General features: G+C 44.4%; 29 protein-coding genes. All 29 read right to left on the bottom strand.

Features of this window, described 5'->3' with window-relative positions:
- Positions 1-12 precede the first annotated feature (12 nt).
- The 29 genes from SFC25_RS04300 to SFC25_RS04440 all read right to left on the bottom strand — a co-directional run bounded on the left by SFC25_RS04300 (position 13) and on the right by SFC25_RS04440 (position 25,840).
- The gene (locus SFC25_RS04300) at positions 13-1,710 is read right to left on the bottom strand and encodes a proline--tRNA ligase (protein ID WP_411214093.1); all 1,698 of its coding nucleotides are present in this window, start codon (positions 1,708-1,710) and stop codon (positions 13-15) included.
- Between the two features lie 15 nt (positions 1,711-1,725).
- Positions 1,726-2,982 (bottom strand): RIP metalloprotease RseP, encoded by a 1,257-nt coding sequence (gene rseP, locus SFC25_RS04305; RefSeq protein WP_411214094.1) that lies wholly within the window; start codon positions 2,980-2,982, stop codon positions 1,726-1,728.
- A gap of 15 nt (positions 2,983-2,997) precedes the next feature.
- Positions 2,998-4,143: a 1-deoxy-D-xylulose-5-phosphate reductoisomerase gene (gene dxr / locus SFC25_RS04310; RefSeq protein ID WP_411214095.1), complete on the bottom strand. Its 1,146-nt coding sequence runs from the start codon at positions 4,141-4,143 to the stop codon at positions 2,998-3,000.
- A 25-nt stretch (positions 4,144-4,168) separates the two neighbouring features.
- Positions 4,169-4,993, bottom strand: coding sequence for a phosphatidate cytidylyltransferase (locus tag SFC25_RS04315; RefSeq protein ID WP_411214096.1), 825 nt, complete (start codon positions 4,991-4,993; stop codon positions 4,169-4,171).
- Positions 4,994-5,008: 15 nt separating this feature from the next.
- A complete protein-coding gene (gene uppS / locus SFC25_RS04320; RefSeq protein ID WP_411214097.1) occupies positions 5,009-5,773 on the bottom strand; it encodes an undecaprenyl pyrophosphate synthase in 765 nt (254 codons plus the stop codon).
- 146 nt (positions 5,774-5,919) lie between these two features.
- Positions 5,920-6,477 (bottom strand): ribosome recycling factor, encoded by a 558-nt coding sequence (gene frr / locus SFC25_RS04325; protein ID WP_411214098.1) that lies wholly within the window; start codon positions 6,475-6,477, stop codon positions 5,920-5,922.
- Complete coding sequence (gene pyrH, locus SFC25_RS04330; protein WP_411214213.1) at positions 6,477-7,202, bottom strand: UMP kinase; 726 nt, start codon at positions 7,200-7,202, stop codon at positions 6,477-6,479. Before pyrH ends, frr begins: the two co-directional genes overlap by 1 nt.
- A gap of 65 nt (positions 7,203-7,267) precedes the next feature.
- Positions 7,268-8,149 (bottom strand): translation elongation factor Ts, encoded by an 882-nt coding sequence (gene tsf / locus SFC25_RS04335; protein ID WP_411214099.1) that lies wholly within the window; start codon positions 8,147-8,149, stop codon positions 7,268-7,270.
- Positions 8,150-8,231: 82 nt separating this feature from the next.
- Complete coding sequence (gene rpsB, locus SFC25_RS04340; protein ID WP_095223141.1) at positions 8,232-8,972, bottom strand: 30S ribosomal protein S2; 741 nt, start codon at positions 8,970-8,972, stop codon at positions 8,232-8,234.
- A 190-nt stretch (positions 8,973-9,162) separates the two neighbouring features.
- A complete protein-coding gene (locus tag SFC25_RS04345; protein WP_411214100.1) occupies positions 9,163-9,606 on the bottom strand; it encodes a DUF6115 domain-containing protein in 444 nt (147 codons plus the stop codon).
- Between the two features lie 37 nt (positions 9,607-9,643).
- Complete coding sequence (locus SFC25_RS04350; protein ID WP_411214101.1) at positions 9,644-10,420, bottom strand: FliA/WhiG family RNA polymerase sigma factor; 777 nt, start codon at positions 10,418-10,420, stop codon at positions 9,644-9,646.
- A 50-nt stretch (positions 10,421-10,470) separates the two neighbouring features.
- Positions 10,471-10,968: a chemotaxis protein CheD gene (locus SFC25_RS04355; RefSeq protein ID WP_411214102.1), complete on the bottom strand. Its 498-nt coding sequence runs from the start codon at positions 10,966-10,968 to the stop codon at positions 10,471-10,473.
- Positions 10,958-11,602 (bottom strand): chemotaxis protein CheC, encoded by a 645-nt coding sequence (locus SFC25_RS04360; RefSeq protein WP_411214103.1) that lies wholly within the window; start codon positions 11,600-11,602, stop codon positions 10,958-10,960. The genes SFC25_RS04355 and SFC25_RS04360 overlap by 11 nt, the downstream gene beginning before the upstream one ends.
- A complete protein-coding gene (locus tag SFC25_RS04365) occupies positions 11,602-12,072 on the bottom strand; it encodes a chemotaxis protein CheW (RefSeq protein ID WP_411214104.1) in 471 nt (156 codons plus the stop codon). Before SFC25_RS04365 ends, SFC25_RS04360 begins: the two co-directional genes overlap by 1 nt.
- 12 nt (positions 12,073-12,084) lie before the next feature.
- On the bottom strand, positions 12,085-14,085 hold the full coding sequence (locus SFC25_RS04370) for a chemotaxis protein CheW (protein ID WP_411214105.1): 2,001 nt from the start codon (positions 14,083-14,085) through the stop codon (positions 12,085-12,087).
- Positions 14,076-15,152, bottom strand: coding sequence for a protein-glutamate methylesterase/protein-glutamine glutaminase (locus SFC25_RS04375; protein WP_411214106.1), 1,077 nt, complete (start codon positions 15,150-15,152; stop codon positions 14,076-14,078). Before SFC25_RS04375 ends, SFC25_RS04370 begins: the two co-directional genes overlap by 10 nt.
- Positions 15,124-16,008 carry a MinD/ParA family protein gene (locus SFC25_RS04380; RefSeq protein ID WP_411214107.1) on the bottom strand — a complete coding sequence of 295 codons (885 nt, stop codon included), beginning with the start codon at positions 16,006-16,008 and terminating at the stop codon, positions 15,124-15,126. Before SFC25_RS04380 ends, SFC25_RS04375 begins: the two co-directional genes overlap by 29 nt.
- Entirely contained in the window at positions 16,001-17,104 is a 1,104-nt protein-coding gene (gene flhF, locus SFC25_RS04385; RefSeq protein ID WP_411214108.1) for a flagellar biosynthesis GTPase FlhF, read from the bottom strand. Before flhF ends, SFC25_RS04380 begins: the two co-directional genes overlap by 8 nt.
- Positions 17,101-19,134, bottom strand: coding sequence for a flagellar biosynthesis protein FlhA (gene flhA / locus SFC25_RS04390; protein WP_411214109.1), 2,034 nt, complete (start codon positions 19,132-19,134; stop codon positions 17,101-17,103). Before flhA ends, flhF begins: the two co-directional genes overlap by 4 nt.
- Before the next feature lie 18 nt (positions 19,135-19,152).
- Complete coding sequence (flhB, locus tag SFC25_RS04395) at positions 19,153-20,232, bottom strand: flagellar biosynthesis protein FlhB (RefSeq protein ID WP_411214110.1); 1,080 nt, start codon at positions 20,230-20,232, stop codon at positions 19,153-19,155.
- The gene (fliR, locus tag SFC25_RS04400) at positions 20,233-21,012 is read right to left on the bottom strand and encodes a flagellar biosynthetic protein FliR (RefSeq protein WP_411214111.1); all 780 of its coding nucleotides are present in this window, start codon (positions 21,010-21,012) and stop codon (positions 20,233-20,235) included.
- Between the two features lie 4 nt (positions 21,013-21,016).
- The gene (fliQ, locus tag SFC25_RS04405; RefSeq protein WP_038560224.1) at positions 21,017-21,286 is read right to left on the bottom strand and encodes a flagellar biosynthesis protein FliQ; all 270 of its coding nucleotides are present in this window, start codon (positions 21,284-21,286) and stop codon (positions 21,017-21,019) included.
- A 22-nt stretch (positions 21,287-21,308) separates the two neighbouring features.
- Positions 21,309-21,974 carry a flagellar type III secretion system pore protein FliP gene (gene fliP / locus SFC25_RS04410; RefSeq protein WP_095223129.1) on the bottom strand — a complete coding sequence of 222 codons (666 nt, stop codon included), beginning with the start codon at positions 21,972-21,974 and terminating at the stop codon, positions 21,309-21,311.
- Positions 21,967-22,650, bottom strand: a complete 684-nt coding sequence (locus SFC25_RS04415) for a flagellar biosynthetic protein FliO (protein WP_411214112.1) — start codon at positions 22,648-22,650, stop codon at positions 21,967-21,969. The genes fliP and SFC25_RS04415 overlap by 8 nt, the downstream gene beginning before the upstream one ends.
- 16 nt (positions 22,651-22,666) lie before the next feature.
- Positions 22,667-23,029, bottom strand: coding sequence for a response regulator (locus tag SFC25_RS04420; protein ID WP_095217667.1), 363 nt, complete (start codon positions 23,027-23,029; stop codon positions 22,667-22,669).
- Positions 23,030-23,055: 26 nt separating this feature from the next.
- Entirely contained in the window at positions 23,056-24,192 is a 1,137-nt protein-coding gene (fliY, locus tag SFC25_RS04425) for a flagellar motor switch phosphatase FliY (protein ID WP_411214113.1), read from the bottom strand.
- The gene (gene fliM / locus SFC25_RS04430) at positions 24,185-25,186 is read right to left on the bottom strand and encodes a flagellar motor switch protein FliM (RefSeq protein ID WP_411214114.1); all 1,002 of its coding nucleotides are present in this window, start codon (positions 25,184-25,186) and stop codon (positions 24,185-24,187) included. The genes fliY and fliM overlap by 8 nt, the downstream gene beginning before the upstream one ends.
- Positions 25,187-25,218: 32 nt before the next feature.
- Positions 25,219-25,632, bottom strand: coding sequence for a flagellar basal body-associated protein FliL (fliL, locus tag SFC25_RS04435; protein WP_411214115.1), 414 nt, complete (start codon positions 25,630-25,632; stop codon positions 25,219-25,221).
- Positions 25,622-25,840, bottom strand: a complete 219-nt coding sequence (locus SFC25_RS04440; protein ID WP_411214116.1) for a flagellar FlbD family protein — start codon at positions 25,838-25,840, stop codon at positions 25,622-25,624. Before SFC25_RS04440 ends, fliL begins: the two co-directional genes overlap by 11 nt.
- Positions 25,841-25,873: the final 33 nt, after the last annotated feature.

Below are 25,873 nucleotides of genomic sequence, written 5' to 3' on the forward strand. Positions count from 1 at the left end.
GCTTGTACATTTTTATAGGTAAGCAGCTATTTGATCGAGCAATTCATTCTCATGTGAAACTGCTTCTTGTTCTGTATCACGGAACTTCACTTCCACTTGGGCATCAGCGGCAAGTTTACCTACAGTGACGCGAACTGGAATACCAATCAAGTCGCTATCTGCGAATTTGACACCGGCACGTTCCTTACGATCATCGTACAACACATCGACGCCCGCTTCAAGTAATCTTTCATATAGACGATCAGCCAGTTCACGCTGTTCGTCTTTTTTCGGGTTAAGGCTGATCAGATGTACTTGGAATGGACTGATGGATTTAGGCCATACAATCGCACCTTCCTTGCTATGCTGTTCAACAGCAGCAGCAAGTGTACGTGACACGCCGATTCCATAACATCCCATAATCAGGTTCTGAGCTTTTCCTTGTTCATCAAGGAATTTAGCTTGCATTTTTCCTGCATAAAATTCACCAAGCTTAAATACCTGACCTATCTCGATACCTTCTGCAAATTGAATGGTACCTTGTCCATCTGGAGATGGATCGCCAGCTTGGATGAATCTAAGATCAGCATATTGCTTCACTTGGAAATCACGTTCTGGATTCACATTTTTATAATGGAAGCCATCTTCATTCGCACCGCAAGTGACATTTGCTACATATTTAACAGCATTATCCGCAATAACATCGATATCTTCATGTACATTGATCGGACCAAGAGATCCAAAACCTGCGCCGAGAAGTTCTTTTACTTCCGCTTCAGCAGCAAGTTCAACAATTTGTGCTTGATAAAGGTTTTTCACCTTAATGTCATTGATTTCATGATCACCGCGCGAAATGACCATTACAAGACGGTCATCCACTTTAAATACAACTGCCTTAAGACCTTCTTCAAGTGTATGACCCAGATAATCAGCTACTTGCTGCATGGTCTTAACATTTGGAGTCTCAATCTTCTCAAGAGCAAGAGCTTCTGTTTCAGGCTTTTGACCTTGATCGATAACTTCAGCCATTTCAATATTGGCGGCATAATCCGATACATCACTGAAGGCGATCGTATCTTCCCCAACAGTAGCAAGTGCCATGAATTCGTGCGTATCTTTTCCGCCCATTGCACCTGAATCGGCTACTACTGCACGGAAGTTCAATCCTACTCGTTTAAAGATTCGGTGATATGCATCAGAGATAGTCTCATAAGCTTCATCCAAACTCTCGTAATCAGCATGGAAACTATATGCATCTTTCATGATGAATTCCCGGCCGCGCAATAGGCCGAAACGGGGACGCTGTTCATCGCGGTACTTCGTTTGGATCTGATACACTGTAAGCGGTAATTTCTTGTAGCTGTTCAATTCATCTCGAACCAAGCTAGTCGTAACTTCCTCATGAGTAGGACCAAGCGCGAATTCCCGGTTGTTCCGGTCATGCAGACGCATCAGTTCAGGTCCATAAACCTTCCAGCGGCCTGTTTCTTTCCATAGCTCCGCAGGCTGCAGTGCCGGCATGAGCATCTCACTCGCACCGGTACGATCCAACTCCTCACGGATGATCGCTTCCACTTTTCGCAGCACTTTTGTACCCAGCGGGAGGTAGCTGTAGATCCCAGAAGCTGTCTGACGGATATATCCGCCTTTGACCAGCAGCTGATGGCTGATTGCCTCTGCATCTGCTGGAACTTCTCTTAACGTTGGTATAAATGTTTTACTTTGTCGCATTCTTCCACCTCTGCATCATAAAAATAGCCGCTGTATATCATTCCAAGTGACCACGATCATCAAAAGCATCAGCAAAGCGAATCCAATGAAATGGACCACTGCTTCTTTTTGTGGTTCAACTGGTCTGCCTCTTAGTGCTTCCACACCGATGAACAACAAGCGTCCTCCGTCGAGTGCAGGAAGCGGAACGAGGTTGACGATTCCAAGATTGACACTTAGCAGTGCTGTCCACTGAATAAGATTGATCAATCCTGTTTTTACTACTTGATCTGTCGCATCATATATACCTACTGGTCCAGATAGCGCATCGATACTAAGCTGACCAGTTACGAGCTGTCCCAAATTGGTTATGATCATTGTTCCGAATTCCCACGTCTGCTGGAAAGTATAAGGAATTGCACCCAAGAAACTCTTCTCCATTGCAAGCGTGACACCAATCTGTCCGATTTGCTGCTCGCCGCTTTCCACAAGTGCAGGAGTTATCATCATTTGCTGTTCCTGACCGTCCCGGACGATTGTCGCCTCAAGCTCTTTTTCAGGATTTTCACGAACGATGGCTGTGAACTCATCCCATGTCTGCACAGGTGTTCCATCGATTGCTGTGATTTCATCACCTGATTGGATTCCCGCTTCTTGCGCTGCAGATCCCTCTTGTACTGTACCGACAGCTGCATTATCAGCTGGTACACCCTGGATAAGGGCAAGGATGAAAAACAGCACAAGTGCAAGCAGGAAATTCATCATCGGACCAGCAAACAATTGCATCGCCCGCTGCCGTTTATTCTTGGAAGCAAACTGGCGGTTATATGGTGCGATTTGCGTTTCTGTCTCGTCCATCACGTACATCGCTTTCTCATGGACAGGAAAGGAAAGTCGTTCTTCTTCCCCTATCTCATAACCATATATCATCAGGCTATGATCTAAATCTGCACTTTCAACTTCAATAACGCGTGCATACGGATGCTTGGATTTATTATTGACGATAATCTTCGTTACTTCCTGTTTGTCATTGAATTCGAGACCAATATGATGGCCAGGCTTCAATTCCACGATTTCCGGATCTTCACCGGCAACGCGGACGTATCCTCCTATTGGAAGAAGTCTGATCGTATACAATGTCTCATTCTTCATCCAGGAAAAGATCTTCGGTCCAAAACCGATGGCGAATTCACGTGCTAGCATGCCAGCCCGTTTCGCAAAAATCAAATGTCCGAGTTCATGCACGAATACGAGCAGCCCGAACACTAGGATAAACGCAATAATAGTTGTCACAATGGGCACCTGCCTTTATTGGATATAGGACCTCACTTGACTCCGCGTGAGACGATCTGTTTCCATGATTGTTTCCAAAGAAGGGAAAGATTCATAGGCATGTGCATCTAATGCGCGCGCTACAAAATCCTCAATTGTCAGGAAAGAGATTTTTCCTGCAAGAAACAGGGCTACAGCCTCCTCATTTGCAGCATTCAATACAGTTGTGGCAGTGCCGCCGGCTCTGCCCGCTTCATATGCCATGCGCAAACAAGGGAATCGTTCCATACTCATTTCTTCGAAGTGGAGTTTGCCTATTTCCACTAAGTTTAACCTTTTTGAAACAGCTAAATCAAGTCTTTCAGGATAGGTGAGGGCGTACTGGATCGGAACCCGCATATCCGGTGTACCAAGCTGTGCAATGACACTGTAATCCTTGTACTCTACCATGCTGTGGATGATACTCTCGCGGTGCTGGACAACCTCGATATCATCATAATCAATTCCAAAGAGCCAGTGTGCTTCAATGACTTCCAATCCCTTGTTCATCATTGTTGCGGAATCGATGGTAATTTTTTGCCCCATGCTCCAGTTCGGGTGGCGCAAAGCATCTTCCAATGTGACATGTCTGAGTTCATCTCTCGTCTTATCACGGAAACTGCCGCCAGAAGCAGTAATGATCAGCTTGTTCACATCCTCGAGCTTCTCTCCATTCAGGCATTGGAATATAGCTGCGTGTTCACTATCTACAGGAAGCAGATTGACACCGTGCTTCTTCGCTTCAGCCATGACAAGGTGCCCGGCTGACACAAGCGTTTCCTTATTCGCGAATGCTACCTGTTTCCTGGCACGGATTGCTTCGAGCGTCGCTTCCAGTCCAATACTGCCAAGGACAGCATTTACGACGACATCGACTTCTCCTGCCGAAGAGATTGCTACCATTCCCGCGGAACCGACCAGAATTTCTGCATGCGGAAGAGTCTGTTGAAGATTTTCTTTCGTCTGTTCATCCTGTACAACTATTACAGCAGGTTCGAACTCCTTGATTAGCGGCAGTGCTTTTTCGATGTTGCGGCCGAACGCCATGCTATGCAGCTTAAACGCTTCTGGGTGATTGCGGATGACATCCAATGTCTGCAAACCGATCGAGCCGGTAGCACCTAATAATGCGATTGTTTTCATCGGACACGCTCCTCTTTATACTCTATTAAATGAATTGAATTAAATGCAGGATTGGGAAAACAAAAATCATACTATCGAAACGATCCAAAATTCCGCCGTGGCCCGGCAGGATTTTCCCGGAATCCTTTACAAGGTAATGCCGTTTAAAAGCTGATTCGACCATATCTCCAAGCTGACCGAATACTGCAATCAGGATACACACTCCCGTAACAATCAAAATAGAACTGCTCACAGGAGAAATGAATTGGAATACAATTCCTGCCACACAGCCAAGAACGAGTCCGCCTATGCCTCCTTCGATTGTTTTGTTCGGACTGATTGTTGGCCATAGCTTATGTTTACCGAAAGCTCTTCCAAAGAAATAAGCCCCAGAATCGGTTGCCCAAATGACAACCAAAACAAAAATGAACTTGGACAACCCCGTTACAATATGACCACCGATTATTTCATCGGGAGCATTCCTCGTAATGATGAAATAGAGAAAGCCAAAACCGATATATACCACTGTTATCAGCAGGAAACCTGCATCTTCAAAAGTGAACCGGTTCTTTGCCAGTACCGTGTAGCTCAAGAGAAGGATAACGGAAAATAACAGTATATCCGTTTTATTGATATGTAAATCGAACATTGTGTTGATCATGCCCAGGTCCGGGGCCAAAAGCCCCCATAGCAACAGGACACTCACGATGGATGGTATCTTGTATTTTGCGATTTTACGCATACGCAGCAGCTCAATGAAGGCAATGGTAGCGATCAAATAAATGAACGCTTCAAACCATGCCCCCCCAAGCAAAACGAAAATCATGAAGAATATGCCTGCAATAATCGCTGTGATCAATCGTTGCTTCATTGTTAATTATTCACCTCAAATACCGCCATAGCGCCGTTTTCTGTTCTGGAAATCACTGACTGCCTGTTCGAACAGCAGTTCATCGAAATCAGGCCATAATACTTCCGTGAACCATAGCTCTGAATAAGCACTCTGCCAAAGCAGAAAGTTACTTAATCGATGCTCGCCGCTAGTACGGATGATCAAATCCGGGTCTGCTAATTTTTCTGTGTACAGGTAGCGGGAAATACATGACTCATCGATATCTCCCATTTGCAGCTTCTTGTCAGAGATATCCTGCATCATACTTTGCACAGCATGCACAAGCTCGTATCGTCCGCCGTAGTTCAATGCGAAGTTAAGGATAAGACCATCATTATGCTTCGTCTGCTCCATCGCTTCCTTGACTGCTTCCCTAGTAAAGGAAGGCAAACCGTCCAAATCCCCGATTGTCTGTACCTTTACGTTCTCTTCAATAAGCTCAGGCAAGTAAGTCGTTAAAAACTCCTTTGGCAGCTTCATCAAAAAGTCTACTTCCGCCTGCGGCCGTTTCCAGTTTTCCTTGGAAAAGGCGTACAGTGTCAATACCTTCACATCGATCCGGTTTGCAGCCTTTACAATTCGCCGAACTGTTGTCATCCCTTCTTTGTGCCCAGCAATCCGTGGAAGGCCGCGCTTCTTGGCCCAGCGCCCATTACCATCCATGATAATGGCCACATGACCCGGGATATTCTCAAGCTTTAGTGTCGACGGCTGTAACTCTATTCTTCTTTTCCTATTGAAAAAAGGAAGTTTAATCATTTTGAATCCTCCATTGGGCTTTTTTCTCTGCTGACCGAAAAGAGCCAGAGGCGCCCTGTGCAGTACTGCTCTTTACATGTCACAAAAAGAGCAAAAACCCCCTTTAGCAAGAGGGTCTTGTACTACTTATTTTACATGGTTAAGGGTCAAACTTCCATTATTTCTTTTTCTTTGTCTTTAGCAAGACCTTCAAGCTGGCTGATATGCTTATCTGTTTCCGTCTGCACTTCATCCTGGAAGCCTTTTAAATCATCTGCTGTAATTTCTTTATTCTTTTCAGCTTTCTTCAATTGATCATTGCTGTCACGGCGAATATTACGGATTTGAACTTTCGCCTCTTCCAAATATTTAGAAACAACTTTCCCTAGATCCTTGCGTCGCTCCTCTGTAAGTGCAGGGATGCTAAGACGGATTATGTTACCGTCACTGGAAGGAGATAGACCAAGGTCAGCTTTTTGGATAGCTTTCTCAATATCGGAGATTGCTGTTTTGTCGTAAGGCGTGATAACGAGCATACGTGCTTCTGGAGCAGTAATACTTGCCAGCTGGTTCAATGGTGTGGAAGCGCCGTAATAATCTGCATAAACACTATCCAAAAGAGACGGATTCGCGCGTCCTGCACGTACAGTTGCCAGCTGTCTGGAGAAAGCCTGCACTGCCTGTGCCATTTTGCTTTTTGCATCAGAAATGATTGCTGTTGACATTATTTATTCCCCCTGATAATCGTTCCGATACTTTCACCGGATACGGCTCTTTTAATGTTTCCTTTTTCACTGATAGAGAACACAAGTAGTGGAATATCATTATCCATGCATAGAGAGGAGGCTGTCGCATCCATGACTCCAAGTCCTTCATTCAGGATGTCCAAATAAGTAAGGGAGTCATACTTCACTGCGTCTGCTACCAATTTAGGATCCGCATTGTATACACCATCGACATTATTCTTTGCCATCAGGATCACTTCTGCTTCGATTTCAGCCGCTCTCAAGGCTGCTGTTGTATCAGTTGAGAAGTAAGGGTTTCCTGTACCTGCTGCAAAGATGACAACACGATTTTTCTCAAGGTGACGAATCGCCTTGCGTCGAATGTACGGCTCAGCTACCTGGCGCATTTCAATAGATGTCTGCACCCTTGTCGGAATACCAAGGTTCTCTAAACTATCCTGTAATGCTAGTGAATTCATCACAGTTGCGAGCATACCCATATAGTCGGCATTTGCACGGTCCATTCCCATTTCGCTGCCGACTTTTCCGCGCCAGATGTTACCGCCGCCTACGACGACTGCAACTTCCACTCCCATTTCGGCTACTTCTTTCACTTGTTCCGCAATGGAACGGATGACGGATGGTTCAATACCATAGCCGACTTGACCGCTTAATGCTTCTCCACTTAGTTTCAATACGATTCGTTTATAGCGTGCTGTAGTCATCATTGCCTCCAAAGGTATGTATTTTGTAAAAAAGGGAACACCAAGTGTCCCCTCTTTTGTCGTACTTATTTTTTAACTTGGCTCATTACTTCGTCAACGAAGTTATCTTCACGTTTTTCCATACCTTCGCCCACTTCATAACGAACAAAGTTAACTACAGAAGCACCTTTGTCGGTTACGTATTTCTTCACTTTTTGATCTGGATCTTTAATGAAGCTTTGTTCAAGCAAGCAGATCTCTTCGAAGAATTTGCTCAGGCGGCCTTCTACCATTTTTTCAACGATGTTTTCTGGCTTGCCTTCGTTTAGAGCTTGTGTTTTCAATACTTCGCGCTCGCGCTCTACTTCGTCAGCAGCAACTGCATCACGGGAAACGTAACGAGGGTTTACTGCAGCGATATGCATTGCAATATCTTTACCAAGTTCAGAATCAGTTGTGCCATCAAGCAATGTCAATACACCGATACGTCCGCCGCCATGTGAGTATGCGCCGAATGCTTGGTTGTCTTCTTTGCTTACAAGTGCGAAGCGGCGAAGAGAGATCTTTTCTCCGATTTTCGCGATAGCAGCGTTGATGTACTCACCAACAGTTTGGTCAGCGTTGATTTTTTGATCTGAAGCTTCTTCTACGCTAGCTGGTTTGTTAGTAAGGATATGCTGAGCAAGATCGTTCAATAGTGTTTTGAACTGATCGTTCTTTGTAACGAAGTCAGTTTCACAGTTTACTTCAAGCAATACAGCGTTGTTACCTTCTGTAGCGATGAAAGTTAAACCTTCTGCAGCGATACGATCCGCTTTTTTAGCTGCTTTCGCAATACCATTCTCACGAAGGTAGTCGATCGCTTTTTCCATATCACCATCTGTTTGAGTCAAAGCTTTTTTACAATCCATCATACCTGCGCCAGTTTTTTCGCGCAATTCTTTTACCATTTGTGCCGTGATTGCCATCGTAAATGCCTCCTTAGGGTTTGGACAATTTATTTCTTGAAAAAAGGGTGATAAAAGGTCCCCCCTTATCACCCTTCATCCATTACTCGCTTACAGCTTCTGTAGCTTCTTCAGCTGGAGCTTCTTGGTCTTCCAATTCTTCACCTTGCTTGGATTCCAGGATAGCGTCCGCCATTTTGGAAGTAAGCAATTTAACAGCGCGGATAGCGTCGTCATTCGCAGGGATCACGTAATCGATTTCGTCCGGATCACAGTTAGTATCAACGATACCGATGATTGGAATGTTCAATTTGTGAGCTTCTGCAATTGCGATTCTTTCTTTACGTGGGTCGATAACGAATAGAGCGTCAGGAATTCTTTCCATGTCTTTGATACCGCCAAGGAATTTAACAAGACGTTCTTTTTCTTTAAGCAAACCTACTACTTCTTTCTTAGGAAGTACTTCGAAAGTACCGTCTTCTTCCATGCGCTCGATGGATTTCAAGCGGTTGATACGTTTGCGGATTGTCTGGAAGTTAGTAAGCGTACCACCCAACCAGCGTTGGTTAACGAAGTACTGACCAGAACGGATCGCTTCTTCTTTCACAGATTCCTGTGCTTGTTTCTTCGTACCTACGAATAGGATTGTACCGCCATCAGCAGCAAGTTCTTTCACGTAGTTGTACGCTTCGTCGACTTTCTTCACAGTTTTCTGAAGGTCGATGATGTAGATGCCGTTACGCTCTGTGAAGATGTATTTCTTCATTTTCGGGTTCCAACGGCGAGTCTGGTGACCGAAATGAACACCAGCTTCAAGCAATTGTTTCATTGAAATGACTGACATAGTGTTTCCTCCTAATGGTTTTTTCTCCTCCGACTGCTTCATCTTTTATCGGGAACTGACATAATATCAGCACCTCCCGTAAAAATCGGCAGACGTGTGTATTAACACCAAAAATAAATATAGCACAGCTATAACCATCAATCAAGCATCTTAGACATGTTTTTAAACTTTCTCAGCTTTTTCTAGCATTTTATCCATTTTTCTTCATTAATAATATCAATTCTACTTCCGTTTTCCCCATTCCAAGCTGCTTTGCAATCTCTGCAGAAGCCTTCCCCTGATCATGAAGCTGTAGGACTCGCCCAAGATTGGACATGGACACTTGATCTTCTTCTTCTATCGGCTGCGGCGGAGCGTAATCAGATTCTGGAGCAATGTCCTCTTCTGCAGCTGGAGCGGGTTTATCCTCCTCCGCTGTTTCCGTACGTGGTTTCCCTGACTTGGGTTCTGCTTGCAGAAGCCGATCATTTTCCTCCCTCAGCTCTTCAAGTATGGAGCTGAGCATCGATTCATACGCTTGTTTGTCCTTTTGATGCCGGCTTTCCTGCTGCTGGATATTTGATTGCAATGCGCGGATAGCAATGAAGGTCAATACATGGAGGAGCAGACTGGCACAAACTAGTAGTGTGAGCATGAAAAACCTTCTTTCTATATAAAATCGGAAATAGCTTTCAGCTGATCGCTGAAAGCTTTGCTAGAGATTCCCGTAATTTGAATATGGCGCGTTTATGGATCTGTGAAATTCGTGATGTTGTCAATTCCAGTATGTGTCCGATTTCCGTGAACGTTAGTTCTTCCTTATAAAAAAGACTGACAACTAGCTGTTCGTGCTGGTTCAGCTGCTTGATACTGTCTGTCAGCTGAAGAATGAGTTCCTTTTGCAGCATTGCATCTTCTGGCTGCGGTGTCTTGAGATCGGGAAGAACATAGCTTGTATCCTGCTTGTCCTGCTTTGGTCGGGCTGGCTTGTCATCCATGGAGAGAACATTTGAAAACAACGCATCACGCACCGCTTCTTCTACTTCCTCGCAACTCAAGCCGGTCCGCTCCGCAATCTCACTACTGGTCGGCTTCCGTTCCAGTGATTGCTCAAGAAGGCTTGCAGCCGCTTCTATTTTCTTCACTTTATCACGTACTGTTCGGGGAAGCCAATCTTCCTTCCGCAAACCATCCATGATGGCACCTCTGACCCGGAAGGAAGCATACGTTTCGAATTTGAAATCACGGCTTGGCTCGAACTTTTGTAAAGCATCATACAATCCTGTGTAACCGAAGCTTCTGACATCGTCCCTGCTCACACTGGAGGGAAGGTGCGCAGCGATGCGCTGCGTATGGTAATCGACTACATGCATATACATCCGCATCAATTCATTGGCAGCTTCGCTATCTTTTTTATAAAACCAGCTGTTCCAATACTGCTGTTCTGTTTCTGATCCATAATTGATCATGAAACTCCCTCCTTTGTTTGCTGTTACGTCATAAGAATGAAGCTGCTCCATTATATGATCGCTTCCTCTTTGCTTACTGTTTTGATTCTCAAACCACATGTATCTATATTGAATTCAATCGTACGTCCATTGCTCCCCCCGACATCCTTACTCTCGATGGGGATGCGATATTCCCGAAGCTTCTGCTCTACTGCTTCTATATTACGCGGACCTATCCTCATTTTCTCGTCGCTTGACATGAAGGAGAACATTTGTGCGCCGCCCGCAAGCTTCGCTTTAAAGCGACTTTTGCTTGCCCCGTTCCGCACTAAATTGGCAATCAAGTCGTCCATGGCTGTATCCGCATATTTGTTACGGTTCATCTGAGTCTGCTTTGCCAAGCTGGAGTCAGGCAGCATAACATGCGCCATGCCAGCAATCTTTTTTTGTTTATCGTATACGACAACTCCAACACAAGACCCAAGCCCAGCTGTTCGAAGAAGCTGCGGAAAGACGGCGATCTTTGCATCGGCTATCCCTACATGCAAAATTTCGGCTTCAGTCATCATCCTCGACTCCTAAAGCATGAAATAAATGACCAAATGCATCCGGATCAAGCAGCAGCAAAAACTTCCCCTCGACCATATGCTGCTGCTGATTCGGATCACTCAGTGAGATGACCGTATCAATGACAACTGTATAATCACTTTCCTGGGCTATCTCGATTAAACCATTTGCCAAAATGGCGCCCCCCATATCGACACTGATTTGCGGTACCGATGGCTGCATATTCACTTTGGCGAAGTCGCTGATTGCAGATAAATAGCTTCCTGCCAGGATGTTTCCCATTTCATGCAAAGCAGAGAGATTGATATCATCATTGGACGTGTTAGACCATGAAAAGCTTTCATTTCCAGTTATAAAATGAACGAATAACTCTGCTTCAGCTGGTTGGAGCAAAAAGAACATATTTCCCGGCGCATCTCCCTGAATCCTGAGGTAGATAGCGGCAAGCGGCTGCTCAGCCCCGCCAATTGATTCAATCAATTCATTAAAGTGACAGATTCGGACAGCTGGCACGTTCATATCGATATCTTGGCGGAGCAAAGTGGACAGCGCCGTAGCTGCATTGCCTGCCCCAATGTTTCCTGCTTCTTTCAGTGCATCCAGTTGATCGTCCGTAATATTCTGAAGATCATACATTAGTTTTCGATAGATTTGATTGCTTCAATTTCATGGAATTTCAATACTTTTCGAAGGTCTAGCAAAATGACAAGTCTGTCCTCAAGTTTCACAACACCATCGATATAATCAACATTGATTGCACCAATTACTTGAGGAGCTTCTTCTATTTTGTCTACTGGAATATCGACTACATCATTGGCCGCATCCACAATCAAACCGATTGATGTGTCGTCCAGATCCACAATGATGATTCTTGTATTATCATCTACTGGCGTTTCTTCAAGCCCGAGTCGGCTTCTCAAATCAACGATTGGTGTCACCACTCCGCGCATATTGATAACACCTTTGATGAAGCTCTCCGTATTCGGGACTCTAGTAATGTGTTCCATCTTTTCAATAGAGCCTACTTGTGTTACAGGTACTGCATACTCCTCATTTTTCAACTGAAAAACAATAACTTTCACATCTTGTACGATTTCTTCTGCCATGATGAACCCTCCTTATTTAATTAGCGCATTGCTGTCGATGATCAGTGCTACTTGGCCATCTCCCAGGATAGTAGCTCCAGAGATAGCAAAAATCTCAGTCAAGTAATTTCCTAGGGATTTAAGGACGATTTCCTGCTGACCAATGAATCCATCGACAATCAATCCTGCTGATTTATCGCCTTTTTTAATAATTACGACAGAATAATAATCTGTCTCTTCTTTTACTTCCGGTACTTGGAAAACATCTTTCAAAGATACAAGCGGCACTACCCTGCCACGGAAATCAATTACTGCTTGATTATGGACATGCATGATATCCGCTTTCGGAATAATCGCTGTCTCGATGATGGAAGATAGCGGTACAGCATACTTCTCTTTTTGTATTTCCACAAGCAAGACACTGATGATGGATAGTGTCAGTGGCAGCTCGATGCTGAACAATGATCCTTTTCCTTCTTCGGAATTGATTGTAATTGTTCCGCCAAGGGATTCAATTGTATTTCTGACAACATCCAGTCCTACGCCGCGACCGGAAATATCGGAAATAGTTTCAGCAGTGGAGAAGCCGCTTTCCATGATAAGACCGAACACTTGGTTGTCATTCATAATTGCTGCTTGTTCTTTTGTGATAAGACCATTTTTGATTGCTTTTTCCGTTACTTTCTTCCGGTTAATCCCTGCTCCATCATCGGTAATATCAATAAAAACATGATTTCCAGAATGGTAGGCTTTCAGTTTGATTGTTCCTGTTTCTGGCTTGCCTAGCTCACGTCGTACTTCCGGAGTTTCAATACCATGATCCAGACTATTGCGGATCAAGTGTACAAGCGGGTCACCAATTTCATCGATGACTGTACGGTCAAGCTCTGTTTCAGCACCTTCGATCTGAAGATCGATTTTCTTACCCAAGTCTTTTGCAAGCTGGCGCACCATACGCGGGAAACGGTTAAACACTTGATCGATGGATACCATCCGCATTGTCAGTACGATACTTTGAAGATCCCCCGAAATTCTCGCCATCCGCTCCACTGTTTCATGCAGCTCCGGATGCTTTACATCCTCCGCAATTTGCTCAAGTCTTCCGCGGTCTATGACCAATTCCTCGAATAAGTTCATCAGAATATCAAGTCGTTCTATATTCACGCGGATCGTCTTGTTGCTTTGCTGGGCTTTTTTCTCTGGCGTGGCTGCTTCTGCCTTTTCTTCAGCCACAGAAGCAATTATTTCTTCTTGCACTTCATCTTGCGTCTGTTTATATGTATCGATGAAGAAGTTTTGAATGGAAACAGTATCTATCTCAGATACTTTCAGGACCTTTTCCTCGATAAGTTCTTTTGACTCTTTTGTTACAAGTAATACTTCAAATGTCAGATCGAATTCCTCATCCTCCAGCTGGGAAACATCCGGATTGCTCTTAACGACTTCCCCCAAGGACTCAAGTACTTCAAACACCATGTAAACCCGCGCAGCCTTAAGCATGCAATCTTCGCGCAATGTGACTTTTGTATAGAAGTTCTGGAATCCTTTTTCTTCGCTTTCCCGCAACACGGCTAGTTCGAATTCATCCAATATAAGTCCTGATGTATCACTTGCCTTTTCCTCTGCAACTGCTGCAGCAGCTTGAAGCGGCGCTTCACCAGACTCAATTGCAGCAAGCTGATTGACCAATTCACTTACCTCTTTTGTTCCTGCTCCGCCGGATTCAATATCTAGTACCATTTCTTCCAGACTATCTACAGCGTCAAAAACTACATCCAGTATATCCGGATTGATTTTAATCTGATGATTACGAATTGCATCAAGAACGTTTTCCATTTGATGTGTCAAATTGGCCAAATCCTGATACCCCATCGTAGCAGACATGCCTTTTAGCGTATGAGCGGAACGGAAAATTTCATTGACTACTCCAATGTCTTCCGGCTGTTTTTCAAGTTCCAGCAAATGCTGGTTCAAGGCTTGAAGATGTTCTTTGCTTTCTTCGATGAATACACCTAAATACTGATCTACTTCCATTTGTTGACCCCCTCTAATAGATTGATTCTCTGCTGGATTGCCGAGGCGATTGACTGGACCGGACATACATGGTGCAGCAGCCCCGCTTCAGCAGCAGCCCTCGGCATCCCGTAAACAACACAAGACTCTGCCGATTCACCGATGCTGTAGACAGATGGCAGCTTGTCCTTTATTTTTCTCAGACCCTCTGTTCCATCCGCTCCCATGCCCGTCATGATGACTGTGCATACATCCACGTTTTCCAGACTGCTTATTGATTCAAACATTCGGTCCACAGCAGGTCTATGCCCTTTCACAGGGTCTTCCAATGTCAGTTTGGCAATAAGCCTGCTGTCTGCTTGCACAGTAGTCAGATGATATCCTCCTGGTGCAATATAAACTACGCCATTTCTTAATGTTTCATTTTGTTCAGCTTCCTTGACTTTGATTGCGCTGAGACTATCCAGCCTTTCTGCCAAAGACTTCGTGAACCCTACCGGCATATGCTGGACGACAACCACAGGAGCAGCAAGTGTCGATGGCAGTTTCCCGATAACTTCCTGTAAAGCTCGCGGACCTCCAGTGGAAGTGCCGATAGCTACCAAACTACGATCAGCACGATTTTTCTCAGGAGCTTTTGCGAAAACCCTTACTTCCGCTGCTTTTACTTGCTCTTTGATTGAAAGTCGGGAGGATGCTGCTGCCACAACTTTGACGACCAGTTCATCCCGGACCTTATCGAGATCCAAGGATATGGAACCAGACGGTTTTGCAATAAAATCCACTGCTCCAAGTGACATGGCATGTATCGTCATATCTGCACCCTGCTTAGTCAAGCTGGAAAGCATAACAACCGGGAGCGGCTGCTTCAGCATGATTTGCTTCAGCGCATCCAGTCCGTTCATGATCGGCATTTCTACATCCATCGTCACTACATCCGGCTTCAGTTGACTGATTTGCTCCAGACCATCCTTGCCGTTGCGGGCTGTTCCGATGACTTCCAGCCGATCATCACTGCTCAGTAAATCTGAAATGATCTTCCGCATAAAAGCGGAATCATCAACGACCAAAACGCGGATCTTTCCCATTGCGAGTACCTCCCATCCAAATATCTCTCAATCTGCCTATAAATGATGTTCTTTCTTTAGCTGTTGTCTCTGCTGCAGGTGTCAGATAGCTGGCTGCGAGCTGTTTGATGCTAGTTCCTGCTTTTGAATCCTTTTGATTGATGAATGGCTCCTGCATTTTCACCGATCTTGGGACCTGCTTATCTTCAGGCAAAATACCCAAAAGCATTACCTCAGCATGAAGAAATGTTCGTATCACTTCCTTCATCCGAGCTGCTGTATCCTGTCCCTCGCGCTTATCCATCGCCCGATTCACAAGTAGATACATCGGCAAATCAGCGTCCCGCTGCATCAAATGCTTGATCAATGCATATGCGTCCATCATGCTTGTAGGTTCGGTTGTCGTTACAACAATACTTTCATCTGCTGCTAAAATGAACGATGCACTCTCTTCCGTCAACCCGGCACCCATATCCAGTAGAACATAGTCATACATCTGCTGCGCTCTTTCAAACTCTTTTTGGAAGTGGACAAATCCGGCATTGTCCATCTGAAAGAGTTCATTTATCGCCGCACCAGCAGCGATAAAATCAAGACCATCCGGCCCTGCTTCCACTATTTGTTCAAGTTTTAAGCGGTTTTGAATCATTTTTACAAAAGAATGCTTGGCCGAAGTACCTAACAATATTTCGATATTTCCCATTCCTAAATCCAAGTCAATAAGCAGAACCTTTTTCCCAAGATTGCTTAAAGCTAAAGAAAAGTTCAGAGCGAAATTCGATTTGCCGACGCCGCCTTTTCCACTGGCAACAGCTATCGTACGACCAGTTGTCATGCGCTGCACATTTGCCCTTAGTTTAGCCGCTTGGTCATGCACGAGCTGTCGCCTCCATCACACGTTTAGCCAAGTAAGAAGCTGAAGGAGCGATAATATCATCCGGCACATCCTGGCCGTGGGTAAGATAGGCCACACCGATATGTGCTTGCTGAATCAAATTCAAAATGCCTCCGTAACGGCTTGCTTCATCTAACTTTGTAAAAATGAACTGCTTGATCGGCAAATGTGCAAATTGTTCATAAATCTCAGACAGATCACTAGCTCTTGTAGTTATGGCCAATGTCAGATACGTCTCCGCTTCATGCTGCAAGTCAAGCGTGCGCTCAAGCTCTTTTACATAAGCAGAATCTTTGAAGTTCCTTCCTGCTGTATCGATGAATACCAAGTCATAATCTGCAAGCTTCTCCCTTGCTGCTTGATAATCTTCAAGCGAATAAGCAACTTCAAGCGGAGCCTCCAATATTTTGGCGTATGTGCGCAATTGATCGATAGCAGCAATTCTATAAGTATCCGTTGTAATAAATGCAACTCTTTTTTTGTCGACTAGAGCACTTTTTGCGGCAAGCTTGGCAATCGTGGTTGTCTTACCTACCCCAGTAGGACCTACTAAATGTATGAATTTCTTTTCGAACTTTGTGGGCTGCTGTACTTTTTCAAACCGCTTTACTAACGTTTCGAGCAGTGCTTGTTCGACTTCCTTGCTCGCACTGTCTTCCAAGACACGTTCCATAAGTCCAGAAGCGATTTGAGGATGAACTTCATTATGGAGAAGCCGATCATACAGTCCTTGCAATGGCAGAGCATAATGCCGGGTCTGGCTGGAAAGCGCTGACCTTAACTCCTTTTTTAAAGCGTCAATTTCAGCTGTAAAATCTGCTCCGCCTGTGTTTGCCTCTTTTTTTTCAGGAGACACGGCGGGTGAAATGGATGGCTTTGGCCCTGTACGTTTACTGCTGGCCGTATCCTGTTGATCCAATGCCGCAATGACTTCGATACGCTTCTTTTTAAAAAGTCCGAGAAATCCGCCGCTTTTCAGTTCTTTTGTTCGAAGGATGACTGCATCCTTACCTAGTTCACGTCTAATCTGAATCATTGCCTCGGGCATTGTCGCAGCTATATATTTCTTCATCTTCATGCAACATTCACCATCCCGACACTCTTGATTTCTGTTGTATTATCCAATTCGTTGTACGATAGAACCACTGCATGCGGCAAGCTGCGATCGAGCAGCTGGCGAACATACATCCTGATTGTCGGAGAGCACAGCACGATGACTGTCTCTTCCCGTAACGACAAACGTTCTGCTTGCTCCATCACTGACTGGACGATTTTCTGCTGGGATTCCGGATCCAGGGATAAATAATTTCCATGTTCTGTTTGCTGGATATGATCTGCTATGATCTTTTCCACAGCCCCAGATACCGTAATGACTTGCAGCGGCTGACTGTTTTGTACATATTGCTTTGTAATTTGCGGAGCAAGCGCTTGCCGCACGTATTCCGCCAGCAAATCCGTATCCGTTGTCATCCTGCCAAAATCAGCCAAAGTCTCGAATATAACTGGCAGATTTCTTACCGACACATGCTCACGCAGCAGTTTGGCAAGCACCTTTTGCACATCTCCGACCGACAGCGGATCCGGTGTGACTTCTTCTGCCAATATTGGGTATGATTCTTTCAGATGATCGATAAGCTGCTTTGTTTCTTGTCTGCCAAGTAATTCATGTGCATGACGCTTAATTGTTTCCGTAAGGTGGGTCGATACGACAGAAGGAGGATCAACGACCGTATAGCCTGAAAGCTCGGCATCATCCTTTGTCTCCTCGCTGATCCACTTAGCCGGCAGACCGAAAGCTGGTTCAAGTGTTTCAATTCCATCCAGTCCGTCATCTTCCACACCTGGGCTCATTGCCAGGTAGTGATCCAGCAGTACTTCACCAGCAGCAACTTCGTTTCCTTTAATCTTCAAGCGATATTCATTTGGACCAAGCTGAATATTATCGCGTATCCGCACAACCGGAATAACAATACCCAGCTCGATTGCAAGCTGTTTACGGATCATGACAATCCGATCCAGCAAGTCGCCTCCTTGATTCGTATCAGCCAGCGGTATAAGCGCATAACCGAATTCAAATTCAATAGGATCCATGCTCAATAGATTCACAACATTATCCGAAGACTTCATCGTTGCTTCCTCTTGTACTTCCTCTGCCACTTCTGCCACATTCTCCTGCTTTTTCTGAATGTTGGACAAGAAATAACCAGTTCCAGCAAGAATGGCTGCAATCGTAGTTGTCAGGAAAAAGTTGATCGGTGTCAAACCGAGCATGAAGATAGCCCCTGCTGCAATATATAACAAAGTCGGGTATCGGAACAGCTGCTTTGTTACATCACTGCCCAGATTACCTTCTGAAGCTACCCTTGTCACCACGATTCCTGTTGCGGTAGAGATCAAAATAGCTGGGATTTGCGTAACCAGTCCATCACCGATAGTAAGGCGCATAAATGTATTGATGGCATCTTGGAAGCTCATTCCCATTTGCATCATCCCGATAATCAATCCGAATACGATATTGATTAAAACGATAATGATTCCAGCAATGGCATCCCCTTTTACGAACTTACTCGCACCGTCCATTGCTCCGTAAAAATCTGCTTCGTTTTCTACTTTTTCACGGCGCTTTTTCGCTTCAATATCGGATATCATACCCGCATTCAAATCGGCATCGATACTCATCTGCTTCCCTGGCATCGCATCAAGTGTGAACCGGGCAGCTACCTCGGATACTCGCTCCGAACCCTTCGTGATTACCAGGAATTGAATGATGACCAAGATGATAAAAACAACAAAACCAACCAGAGGATTATCTCCGATTACAAAACTGCCGAAAGTCTCTACAACGCCGCCAGCATGTCCTTCTGAAAGGATTGCTCTCGTCGTCGATATATTCAGTGCCAGCCTGAAAAGCGTTAGCAAAAGTAAGAGGGTAGGGAAAACCGAGAATTGCAATGCTTCCTCAGTATTCATCGCCACCAGGATGACGATTAAAGCAAGTGAGATATTCGTCAGGATCAGTATGCTGAGAAGCCAATCCGGCAACGGGATGATCAGCATGACGATCACTAAGATTACTGCTATAAGTACTGACATATCCTTAAATTTCATGTTGTAATTCCTCTTCTCTTACATTTTACGCTCCGTGCGGTACACAAAGGCGAGTACTTCCGCAACAGCCTGAAAGAATTCTTCCTGTATCGGCTGGTTCAGCTCCACATTCTTATATAAACCGCGGGCCAGCGGTCTGTTTTCTACCATTGTTACATTGTTCGCCTTCGCGATTTCCTTGATCTTCAGTGCTACATGATCCATTCCTTTTGCTATCACAATTGGTGTATCAGACTTTTTGTCGTCATATTGAATAGCAATAGCAAAGTGCGTCGGGTTCGTGATGACAACATCCGCCTTCGGAACCTCACTCATCATTCGCATCATGGACATTTGCCGCTGTTTTTCTTTTATCTTGGAACGAATCAAAGGATTTCCTTCCATGTTCTTATACTCATCTTTGATGTCCTGCTTGGACATCCGTATGTTCTTTGCAAAATCAAATCGCTGATAGGCATAATCCAGAACTGCTATAAAGAACAAGGCAATCGTTGCTGCAAAACACATGTTCAACGTGATCTTTCCAAAAAACTGCATGGCATTTTCAGGGGATTTCGTGAACATAGTCATTACAGTATCCAAGTTCTGCCAAAGAACATAGAACGCGACTACCCCGACCAGTCCAATCTTAAGCAGTGATTTTAGTAACTCGACCAAAGCCCGGACCGAAAAAATCCTTTTTGCCCCTTGGATTGGATCGATTTTTTTCAAATCGAACTTGATTGCTTCCCCGCTGAAAAGCAAACCGAACTGCGCAAAATTGGAGACCAGGCCAGCCAGAATAGCAATTCCCATCACCGGACCGACTATTTTCGCAAGAGATATACTCATCTCAACAAGAAGTGTCTGGACTGTATTCGCAGTAATATCCTGATTGAGATATTGACTGAATACATGTCTAAAGAGCTGGAGGAACTGATTTTTGAAATAACCGCCCATCAGCGCTAAGACACCTAACGAAAATAGAAGCAAAACGGCAGTATTGACATCCTGACTCTTGGCCACTTGTCCTTTTTTTCTAGTATCCTGCTGTTTCTTCGGAGTGGCCTTCTCTGTCTTTTCACCAGCGAAAAATTGCAGGTCCAAACGGTATTTCATTTAAGCCCCTCCAAACAGCACCATCAGGTCGCGCATTGTTACAAGCATGTAGTCGAACAGCTGCCGAACTACTGTCATATAGATGCCAATTGATAGAAACAGAAGCACAAAAGCTATCAAAATCTTAATCGGCGGTCCTACAACAAAAACGTTCAGCTGCGGAACTGTTCTTGCAACTATCCCTATAGCTACATCGACCAGGAACAAACAGCCGACGAGCGGAATGCTCATCTGGAATGCAATAAGGAACATTTGGCTAAATGACCGAAGTACAAGCTCCACAATCGACTGATCACCGAATGGCACCATCTCATCCAATGGAATAAGCTGATAACTGTAAAAAATACCATCAATCAAGAGCAAATGACCATTGACGGACAGCAGAAACAGCGTAGCAATTGTATAAAGAAATTGTCCTGTCAGAGGACTTTGAGCTCTTGTAACAGGATCTATGACATTGGCAATTGCAAAGCCCATCTGGAAATCGATTAATCCTCCAGCAACATTGATTGCTTGAATCACGATAAAAGCGAGCAGTCCGATTGACAGTCCTACCATCGCTTCCTTAAAAAGTAATAAAAAATACGTGTGGTCGACAGGAACAGTCGGCCGATCTATCGTAAAGAAGATAATCATAGCAAGGAAGAAACTGAATCCGATTTTGAATGTTGTCGGTACATTACGGTAAGAAAATAATGGTACCGTAACAAAAAAAGCCACAAGACGTACTAAAATCAATGCAAATGCTGGTACAACGGTATAATCAATCTGCGACAGCATCTACTCAGCCCACAAACCGATCCAGATTCTCAAGGATACCTGCTGTGAATTCCACCATTCTTGTCAGCATCCATGGACCGAAGAAAACCAAACCTACTAACACAGCGACTATTTTAGGGATAAACGCCAGTGTCTGTTCCTGTATCTGAGTCGTTGCCTGAAATATGCTGACAATCAATCCGACAGCAAGCGCCAGGATTAGCAAAGGTCCGCTGACAATCAGCACTGTATAAATTCCGCGTTCTGCGATGGAAATAACAAATTCACTGCTCATTAACGTTACGCTCCTTCATTCACTAAAACCCTCGCAGCAACGAGGATGTGACCAGATACCAACCATCCACCAGGATGAATAACAAGATTTTGAATGGTAATGAAATGATTACCGGCGGCAGCATCATCATACCCATCGACATGAGGATACTAGCCACAGCCATATCAATGACAAGGAATGGAATGAAGATCATGAAACCCATTTGAAATGCTGTCTTCAACTCACTGATCGCAAAGGCCGGTACAAGCGTTGATAGCGGAATATCTTCGACTGACTCCGGTCTTTCCATACCGGCATAATTCATAAATAGAGATAAATCCTTTTGTCGTGTTTCTTCCGCCATGAACATCTTGATTGGACCGCTCGCTTCTGTATAAGCCTCATCTAGTGATATTTCATCATTCATCAGTGGCGTAATAGCCTGATCATTGATTTCATTGAAAGTCGGCGCCATGATGAAGAAGGTCATGAATAATGCAATTCCGATCAATACTTGCGTTGGTGGTGTCTGTTGTGTACCTAAACTCATTCGTACAAACGATAGAACAACCACAATCCGCGTAAAACAGGTCATCAGGATCAGTATTCCTGGTGCCAGGGAAAAAACAGTCAATAATAACAGCAATTTGACCGAAGTAGATACATTCTCGGGGTCGGTTCCAGAAAATATATTGATAAAATCATTCATCGTCTGTATCCTTCCTTTGCTGCTGTTTCAATCTGTTTCTTGACTGCTTCAGCTTCCCTAGTTCCTCTTTGAATAAATCCTGGAATTTGTTTTCGGATTCTTCTTGTCTAGTTTTCTCATTTTGCTGCTCTTCTTGTTGTTTTCTGCCGGGCAATATGTTTGCCAATAATGCAGTTGCCTTCATTTCCTGCTGATCTTGTTCAGTCAGCTCCTTGATCGTCTGCTCATCCTTAATTTCAGTAAGCAAATCGACGTTGTCACCCACACCTAACATAAATACTTTTTCACCGACCCGGACAATCTGGACGGATTTGTTGTTGCCAAGTGCTATTCCACCTATGTTTTCCATAGCCCGCACCTGCTGAAACAGCCGATTCCGTTTATTCAAAAACTTCAGTAGGACATAGATCAGTCCGAGCACGACGACTAACGCCAAAGCAAGCTTGACCAAATTAAGAAAGGTCGATGTGCCTCCTGCTGCTGAGTCTGCCGAATCTGCGGATGGTGTATTTTCTTGTTGGTTACCGGCATCATTCATATCTTTGCAGTCATCTGATTGAGCTGCTCCTTCTTTCAAACAATCCTCCACGCTTGCTGCCGCTTCGGCAGATACGGGAGAAAGAATAAGATGCAGCAATATGACGAGCATGCATGCCCAGACTGTTCTTTTCATCATTTCCTACTCACCTTTTTTAGCTTAATGCTTTTTGAATTGCCTCTACAACACGATCTGCTTGGAATGGTTTCACGATGAAGTCTTTTGCACCTGCTTGGATAGCATCGATAACCATCGCTTGCTGTCCCATCGCGGAGCACATGATGACTTTCGCATCAGGATATTGGCTTCTGATTTCTTTCATTGCAGCAATTCCGTCCATTTCAGGCATTGTGATATCCATCGTCACAAGATCGGGAGTCAATTCTTTGTATTTTTCTACAGCCTGCTGGCCATCTTGTGCTTCCCCTACTACTTCAAAACCGTTTTTTGTCAAAATATCCTTGATCATCATGCGCATGAATGCAGCGTCGTCTACGATTAAAATTCTGTTCCCCATATTTTCTCTTCCTCTCAATGGTCAAATTAGTTAATTGATTTCAATCTATCTGTCTGGCTTAAGATGTCTGTAACACGCACACCGAAATTCTCTTCGATGACGACAACTTCGCCTTTGGCAATTAATTTATCATTTACATGGATATCAACAGGTTCACCCGCAAGCTTGTCCAGTTCCACAACGGAACCGACAGACAGCTCAAGGATTTCCTTAATGGTGCGTTTTGTCCTGCCCAGTTCCACCGATACTTTCAGCGGTATATCCATCAGCAAGTCCAAATTACGCGGCTGCTCTGCTGGCGGAGCTGCTGGAGTATCAAAACTTGTGAATGCTGCTTGCTGCACATTTGGTGCAGGCTGTGGTGCACGCTGCTGTGGTGCAGCTTGCTGCATCGTTTGCACTGGCGCTTCCTGAATAGCCGGCTGAGACTTGGTCTGAGCTGGTTGCTGCTGGACAGCTGCCGCTTCAGGCTCTGCAGGAGCTGGATGCAGCAGCTCATTCACCATATCCTTGGCAAAATCAGTCGACAAAAGCTGCATGATCGAAGAATCTATCAGGTTGCCAATCTTTAAGTCAAAGGACACACTAACTAGTTGTTCATCTTCAGGCAGTTTATCCGCCCCAGTACCCTCAGAAAGATCCATCAGTGCAATTGATGGCGGTGAAATATCGATTTTCTTGCTAAATACGGTACTCATACTCGTTGCAGCTGCACCCATCATTTGATTCATTGCTTCCTGTACGGCGCTCTGATGAATTTCATTGAATTCCTCTGCTGGAGCATTTCCATCTCCGCCTAGCATTAGGTCTGCTATGATAGCTGCATCTCTTTGTTTGATTACAAAAAGGTTTGCCCCAGAGAATCCTTCTGTATAGCTGACTTCAATCGCTACATTCGGCTGTGGGAATTTATCATACAGTTCCGATCTTTTAATTACGGCTGTTTTAGGTGTCGTGATGTCGACTTTTTGATTCAAAAGTGTCGATAATGTTGTTGCGGAACTGCCAAATGAGATATTGCCAATCTCGCCAAGAGCATCTACTTCCATAGAATCCAAATCTTCCTCAGGGAGGTGCTGCTCATCATCTGTGCTGTTCGGATTGTCGGCTGTTCCGTTTAATAAGGCGTCTATTTCTTCTTGGGACAACATATTGTCACTCATTTTCTTCCCCCCCTGTCTCAATCTCTTCCATTATTTGAATCGCCATTCTATTTTTCTGTTTACCTGGCTGTGCTTTGAATTTCACTTGATTGTCAACTTTCACATCAAGAGGACGGTCGATCTGTTGATTCAGCATCAAGACATCACCTTCCCTGAGGTTCATCAACTCTTCTACATGAATCGATGTCTCCCCAAGTATGGTTTTTAAATCGATAGAAGCTTTTTGAATACTTGCAGATAAATCCCGCGTTTCTGATTCATTGCCTTGTTTATCTACAGGAGCCTGCATCCAATAATGAATGGAAAGCTTCGAGACAATCGGCTCCAGCACAACATGCGGTATACAGATGTTGATCATGCCGGACGTTTCGCCGATTGTTGAATTCAGTGTTACAACTACAACAGTTTCGTTCGGCGAAACCATCTGGAGAAATTGTGGATTGACCTCAAACTCCTCCATTATAGGATCGACATCCTCAACGGATTGCCAAGCCGACTTTAGATTTTCCATTCCGGATTCAAACAATTGCGTCATGAGTGTCGTTTCTATCTCGGTCAAATTGTTGATTTTATTCACACTGCTGCCGCGACCGCCAAGTGTCCGGTCCAACATCGCAAAAGCGATGGTGGGGTCATATTCAATCAGAATCTTCCCTTCTAAAGGAGACAAACTATATGTGTTTAGAATAGTCATCGTCGGGATAGAACGTATGAACTCCTCATAAGGCACTTGATCCACAGATGCGACAGATATTTGGACAAATGTACGTAATCTTGCGGAATAAAAAGTTGTTAATAATCTGGCGAAATTCTCATGAATACGTGTGAGACTCCGGATCTGATCCTTCGAGAAACGGAGTGCCCTTTTGAAATCGTACGTTTTTACTTTTTTGGCTTTCTCATCCTGTTTCAGCTCATCTGCGTCCATCTCACCGGAAGATATAGCGGATAACAGTGCATCGATCTCATTCTGTGATAAGACCTCTTCTGCCATGCACGTCACCTCCGTTCCTGCTTTTCAGTGGTTTATTGTAGTACTTTACTGATCGTATACACATCTTCGATCTTGCCTTCTTGCATTTCTTCATTCAATTTATTCTTAAGGTTTTCTTCCAAATCTGCCAAGCCTGCTTGGAAGTCCTCTTTATTCATCTCTGTCATTTCTTTAATTACGATGTTCTTCAGCTGAAATTGTCTTGCTGTAACTTCTTCCTTTGCTTTCTCACCATCTGTGATTAGCTGGAATTGTATGCGGACGATGCTGCCATCCTCCAAATCAGTCGTGATCTCATCTGTTGACACAGAGTTCTCAGCAAGCTCGGTTGCCGTAGGCTCCTTAGCCTCTGACGTCGGGCTCGTAAAGAAATTCCATGCTGCAAAACCGCCAGCCCCTAAGATAATGACAACCGATAAAATAATAATGATAACTTTAGCGTTCATTTTTTTCTTGTTTCTCCTTCACACCGATCAAACCGATAGATTGATAGAATTCGCGTATCTTCCTTGCCACTTCTATCTCCGACTCCCGAACGATGATCTTCTTGCTCGATGTCAGAGTGATCGTTGTGTCAGGAAAAGATTGTATCTGTTCGATAAACAGTGCATTCAATGTAAATGATTCTCCATTCAATCTTGTAAGCTGAATCATGCTATGAAAGGGAGCCTTTAACTCCCTTCACCC

Source organism: Terribacillus saccharophilus (genome assembly GCF_046592595.1).
In the GTDB taxonomy this organism is placed as follows: domain Bacteria; phylum Bacillota; class Bacilli; order Bacillales; family Amphibacillaceae; genus Terribacillus; species Terribacillus saccharophilus_C.